The organism is Nostoc sp. NZL (assembly GCF_015714705.1).
Classification (GTDB): domain Bacteria; phylum Cyanobacteriota; class Cyanobacteriia; order Cyanobacteriales; family Nostocaceae; genus Nostoc; species Nostoc foliaceum_A.
In genome coordinates this window covers 1-6,030 of the sequence record NZ_WBKL01000076.1, presented here as the reverse complement: position 1 = coordinate 6,030, position 6,030 = coordinate 1, and the positions used below count along the sequence as shown (strand labels likewise).

The window sequence follows — 6,030 nt, the reverse complement described above, 5'->3', positions numbered from 1 at the left end:
GGGGGAGTAGGGGGAGTAGGGAGGCAGGGGAAGAACTATTGATTATTGACCAATGCCTTATACCTAATGATTATTTTGTATTTCTAATTTTATTTAATTGCGATGCTAAAAGTTTTAAGGTTTTTGCGAATCTTTATTATTTAATTTAGTGAGATTTAGCAACAGATGGTGATTTATTCTGGCATATACTTTTCTGATGATTGAATATTAATAAACTTTTTAACTAAAAATATTTCTGATCTATCTAATTGCTAAATATTTTCAATATTAAATATTATGAAAATATGTTTACTTAGATTAAAAATGGCAGAGAGATAAGGATTCCATTCTCTGCCATTTTTTATAATATTTTAAGAGTTAGTGTTGCTAACTTTTTCTTTCAGTCTAGCTAGACAAATCTAGATTATGAGAGTTTTAGCTTTGAGCAGCTTGGACAAACCCTAAAGTTAAGCTGTCTTTAGCGAGGAAGTGAGCCAAATGATAAGCACGTTCCTCAGTTTTCAACAAAATCTTTTCGTACAGATAGCGTGTGCCCCGATCGCCTAAACTCTCTGCCTGAGCAGCTTGGCGGCGAATTACGCCAAGAATAGCTTGTTCTGCGGCTAAGTCATTTTCTACCATTTGGCGAGAGGAATATACACCTTCAGATTCTTGCTCAAAACAGGTTAATTCTGCTAGTTTGCTGAAGGTAGCTACTGGCACACCACCTAGTCCATCCAAGCGTTCTCCAATTTCATGGATGTGGTCTTGTACTTGGTTGTAGCTTTCGTTAAAAAACTCATGCAGAGAGTAAAATTCTGAACCTTCAACTACAAAATGATGCTTTTGGTACTGCAAGTATAGTGCTTGGAAACTAGCTAATACAACGTTAAATCCCTCTGTAACTGGAGCAGTTACGCTGTGATCCAGCAACACAGGATTGTCATATACATTACCAAAATTCCGTAACAAAGTTTGCGTTTCAGACATTGCGTTCCTCTCTTTTTAACAGTTATAGATTTTAACTGCTTATTCCTTACATATTAACATTTTAACAATAATAACAAGCCGATTCGCCATCACAAGATTTTGTATTTTTGCTTACTAAAAGTCTCAAGTTTCTTGTTTGCTAGATGATGCCACACTCATCAAGTTGCATAAAATTCTCATTATTGTTGACATGTAAGCTTAAATGTGCATATTTCTCAACGGGAACAGGGAGAGAAAATTTTATCTTGTCCTCTTTGCGTCCCTCATCCCCCTCTCAATATGGAATGGCTGCAAAAATTTGAATTTTTTTTCAAAGTTACTGAGAATTGTTTGCACTTAAGGTATGCTGGTTTTAAGAGGTTACACTCCTCAGACTCTCAAAAAGCAGAGAGTTAAATCGCGGTAGTTACTGCAAGTTTGTTGCACTTTGAGGGCAATTCTCTTGAAATCGTTTAGTTCAGAAATAGAAAGCAAGCACCTTGTAGAGGTGAATTGGGCAGACCGCTGGCAAGTCTATCAACGCCTAAAGGAATTAGATATTCCCTGTAGTTGTACGGCTAACCAGCCCTTAAAAGTTGAAATTGGCTCTCCTATGGCAGCTATTCAACTTTGGAGTGTGATCCGGCGATTAGCAGCCTCCCGTCAAGACCAGATTTGGACTCTTGAGTGTTGCTGGAAAAGTCGCTACCAATAGTTCTAATCTTTAGTTGTTGCTGAGAATATCTCGCTTGATAGCTTGTATTAGTTAAAAGGAGGTTAAAAAATGGGCGCATCTGACAATATGGAAGTATCAGAATTTTGCCTTGAGGGCAGATTTATAGATTTTGTTATTAAAGATGGCTATAAGCTGAAAGGTTTACTGCTGGGTACTCATGAGGGTGAATGCTACGTTAAACTGGCTAAACATTTACGGGCGGCTTTTGACTTGCGGCTACCAGCAGGTACTTGGTTACAAGTTGTTGGTTATAAAGAATACGATATAAAAAAAGACAAAGTTACACTGAAAGCTGAACGGGTGATGGCGGCGCGTTCTGAAATGGCGACAGTTCAAACTATCGCTGCACCACAAGAACCCCCATCGATTGATAATGTCAAGCTAAAACCAGCTAAGACTAAAGCCACGATTTTGGTGTGTCAAAAGTCTGATTGTATGAAACGCGGTGGTAAAGGAGTTTGTCAGGCGTTGGAGGCGGCTTTAAGCGATCGCGGTTTAGAAGACCAAGTTACAATCAAGGGCACTGGTTGCATGAAAAATTGTAAAGCTGGGCCTAACCTAGTAATGCCAGATAAAACCCGCCATAGCCGAATTCAAGCCTCACAAGTCCCGGCGTTAATGGATAAGCATTTTGGTGAAAAGAGTTTGTCAGCACAGCCTGAGAATTTAAGGAAAGTAGTGATATCTAATGGCAAGCCTTCCTGAGGTAAGTAGGTAAGCATGAATAAACTTAACAATGCAATCAAATGTAACCTTGCTGACATCTTGGTGATTGCTTCTCTACCAGAGACTCCGCGTAGCTTACTTCTTTGCAGGAGTACGTTTTACTCGCAATGACGTACTTATGGATTTTCCCACCCACCTATTTAGTGAAACCTTGACATTTTAATGAGAAAGCTTAATAATATCTTCTCAAGTGTGTTCCATTAATACTCGGCATTAGACTTTTGCCAAGTATTTGCAAGAGTTTTGAATTAAGCGATCGCCTACGGTTTGTCATGAGCAAGGCAAAGTAGTAGTTGCGATCGCTTAATGTTTGTATGCAATTGGGTTTAGCGATGCCTGGGTTGGGCTACGCCTACGCAAAGTAGTTTGTCATGAATTGGCTAAAATCGCTATTTATACGCAATTAGATTTAGCCGCCAGTCTCCCGAAGTCAAGTTAGCTGGGATTTTGCAGCTTACCCGTGTGTCCGCCAGAGATTGAAATCTCAGGCTCATAGCGCAAGTCCACTCAAGTGGAATGAAACCCTTTTCCAGTCTTGTTTAGAAGACTTTAGGTATAAGAGAGGGAATTGATTCCCAGGCGGTTGTTGGGACTTGTGATTTTTCTGGTGGCTAGGTTGGAAATTAAATGACCTAAGTTAGAGAAGACTGCAACAACTGTCGCATAGATGTAGCCTGCACATGGTTAGGGAACACAGCTAAAAAGTCATTCAGGTCTTGGACTGCTATACGGATACGCTCTAAGGAAGCACCTTGAGATATGGTATGCCGATATAACTGCTCTGCTGGTTGATTATATTGAGCAGCCAAATAATAAAGAGCTAAGTTAAAGCTATTACGCCAGTTTTTAGAATCTTTTTCGTAATACTCTTTAGCAAGCTTCATAGCAAGCGCCAAGTCAGCCCGTGCTTTGTCTGGTTGGTTAAGGGCTAGGTAAGTTAAAGCTCGCTCATACAAATACCAATCATCTTGGTAATTTCGGCTAAGTACAATAGCGTGGTCTAAATATTGCGGTGCTTCATGGTAGCGCTGCATTCGTTGGTAAATAAAACCCCTAAATCCCGTAGCTGGTGTCCATTGGAAATTGCCGTCAAGTTCAATGGCACGGTTAAAGTCTTCCAATGCCTCATTATAGAGTTGCATATAGCGATAAGTATCACCTCTACTGCCGATCGCCCATTGATAATTCGGGTCAATTTTAATGGCGCGGTTTAAGTCTTGCAGTGATTCTGGGTAACGCTGCATAAAGCGGTAAGTTACACCTCTATGTGCTAGCGCCCATTGGTCATTAGGGTCAATTTTAATGGCGCGGTTTAAGTCTTGCAGTGCTTCTTGGTAGCGTTTCATTAGGCGGTAAGCAATACCCCGATTGGCGATCGCCCATTGATAATTTGGGTTAAGCTCAATAACACGGTTAAAGTCTAATAGTGCTTCTTGGTAGCGCTGCATTTGGCAGTAAGTCATACCTCGAACTGTTAAATACTCAACTTCTTCAGGCACTAACTTTATCGCCTGGGTTAAATCTTCCAAAGCTTTTGAGTATTGATTAGATAGAGAGTAAATATAACTACGCCAATCTAACGCTACTGCACGCCATTTGTCCTCAAGACGAATATCGCTCAAGAGTGTTGTGAGCATTTCAGCCGCAGCTTCATAACGTTTGTCTTCATAGGCTTTTAACCAATTGGCTAGTTGCTCGCCCCAACGTTGAACTTCAGCATAATCCACATCTTTACCAGCCTGAAGCATTGTTGCTGCCCAAAATTGGGCAAAAGTTAGTTGATTTTTGAGAGCAGCAAGAAATTCATTGAGAGCTATAGGTAAGTACTTTTGTGGTGATTGGCATAAGCGGTGATACAAAACATTGAGCTTATAGCTTTGCCAAGTTTGATCTCGCCAAGCTTTTACTTGCTCTAATTGCAATTCGTTACCTAACGTATCGTAATAGTCTGCCAACTTACTATGTATCTCAGCCCAACCTTGGGGCGATGAAAGACGCTTGTGGCGTAACATTTGGGTTTTAACCACATCATGATAAGCCCAGCCGTCGGTACGTTCGTTGACAAAGGATGTTTCTTTGAGCCAAGCAAACAGTTCATCTGCTTCTTTTTCTCCTCTTAACTTGGCTATAACATCCCGATTCAAACACCGAGGAATGGCAGCATCGAGAGCAACTTGTCGCCGCTTCAGGTCATCAATCCATTTTAAAAAGCGTTCTACAGCATTACTGCTAGGTTCAAGTACTTGGTTGGGGTCATTGGGATGAGCATCTGCTAGCATTCCTACCAGCAGGGGCAAATTTCCAGAAAGTCGCAAAATCACTTCAATAATGCGATTGTCCGTAATGCCTTTGCGAGTTAGATATTCTTGGGCTTCTTCTTCTGTAAACGGTTCCAGAGGGAAACGAACTATTAACCCCTCGTAGGGTGCCCAATAATTTTTATCTAATTCATGCCGACCGGCGATGGTTATCAATATATTGAGAGATACTTCACCATAGCGACCGTCCAAAATTTCCCGTAGCCAGTTATCTAGGAATTCTCCTGTGCGTTCATAGGTATCAAAAAACAGAACAACAGCAGTTTTCTCAGCAATTTTAAAAATATCTTGCAAAAATAACGGGGTCAGAACTTCTTCAGGCTCTTGAACTAAGCGCACCTCATCTTTATTGGTAATTTTTTTTGCAACGTATGATGCCCATTCTCCGGCTTGGGTAGCCAAAGCATTCTCATCTACAAAGTCAAATACAGCACCGCCAACGGGAACTCGACGCGCTAGACGCACACCAGTTTTAACTACAGTTTTGCCTACAAAAGCGGAAAACCCTTGAGGAGCTTCTGGATCTGTTTCTAGTTCTTGGCGCTTTTGGCGGTAAACTTTGTACCGTTCTGTAAACTGCGTTAGTTTGTGACCTTGCCGTTCTAACTCCTCAGCTAGACGACCCATGACTTCTGGTATAGTTTTTTCAGCTTCATCGATGTAAGCCGAAATGATTTTCGCTTCGTCAGCAATTTTACGAAACTGTCGCAGCAGGGTACTTTTACCAACTCCGCCTTGACCCCAAACGTTATACAGAAAACGACGGCGATCGTCTTCTGGGGGTAATGCTAAATTTTGGCGAAATTGGTTTACTTGGTCTTCACGACCCACAAAACCTGATTGTTGACGTTGCTTAAGAATATCTTGTAGACTCTTGGGCTTGTTTTGCGGGTTCATTACAAGATTCAATTTTGAGGTGCTAATATTTACAGAATAATTACTAAATATAAATGCTGTATTTCGGAATTTACCAGACTTATTCTATGTAATTTTTACGTGTAACCTTGATTTAATTTTAATGTTGACCTTCTGAGGCTCGACGTTGACCTTCTGAGGCTCGACGTTGACCTTCTGAGGCTCGACGTTGACCTTCTGAGGCTCGACGTTGACCTTCTGAGGCTCAATGTTGACCTTCTGAGGCTCAATGTTGACCTTCTGAGGCTCAATGTTGACCTTTTGAGGCTCAATGTTGACCTTTTGAGGCTCAATGTTGACCTTCTGAGGCTCAATGTTGACCTTCTGAGGCTCAATGTTGACCTTCTGAGGCTCAATGTTGACCTTTTGAGGCTCAATGTTGACCTT

The 6,030-nt window shown here is 41.1% G+C and carries 5 protein-coding genes; 2 read left to right on the top strand and 3 right to left on the bottom strand.

The features are described from left to right. Nucleotides 1-414: 414 nt before the first annotated feature. Complete coding sequence (locus F8R90_RS11125) at nt 415-969, bottom strand: Dps family protein (protein ID WP_185585476.1); 555 nt, start codon at nt 967-969, stop codon at nt 415-417. A 442-nt stretch (nt 970-1,411) separates the two neighbouring features. Between F8R90_RS11125 and F8R90_RS11120 the strand changes: the two genes are divergently transcribed. Together F8R90_RS11120 and F8R90_RS11115 are read left to right on the top strand one after the other, a co-directional pair. Beyond that, on the top strand, nt 1,412-1,663 hold the full coding sequence (locus F8R90_RS11120; RefSeq protein WP_196510786.1) for an Asr1405/Asl0597 family protein: 252 nt from the start codon (nt 1,412-1,414) through the stop codon (nt 1,661-1,663). Nucleotides 1,664-1,732: 69 nt separating this feature from the next. Beyond that, nucleotides 1,733-2,389 (top strand): (2Fe-2S) ferredoxin domain-containing protein, encoded by a 657-nt coding sequence (locus tag F8R90_RS11115; protein WP_196510785.1) that lies wholly within the window; start codon nt 1,733-1,735, stop codon nt 2,387-2,389. Nucleotides 2,390-3,042: 653 nt separating this feature from the next. Here the strand turns inward: F8R90_RS11115 and F8R90_RS11110 are convergent. Together F8R90_RS11110 and F8R90_RS11105 are read right to left on the bottom strand one after the other, a co-directional pair. Beyond that, on the bottom strand, nt 3,043-5,625 hold the full coding sequence (locus tag F8R90_RS11110) for a tetratricopeptide repeat protein (protein WP_196510784.1): 2,583 nt from the start codon (nt 5,623-5,625) through the stop codon (nt 3,043-3,045). Nucleotides 5,626-5,709: 84 nt separating this feature from the next. Further along, nucleotides 5,710-6,030 (bottom strand): hypothetical protein (locus F8R90_RS11105; protein WP_196510783.1); only part of this gene is annotated, 321 nt, incomplete at its 5' end.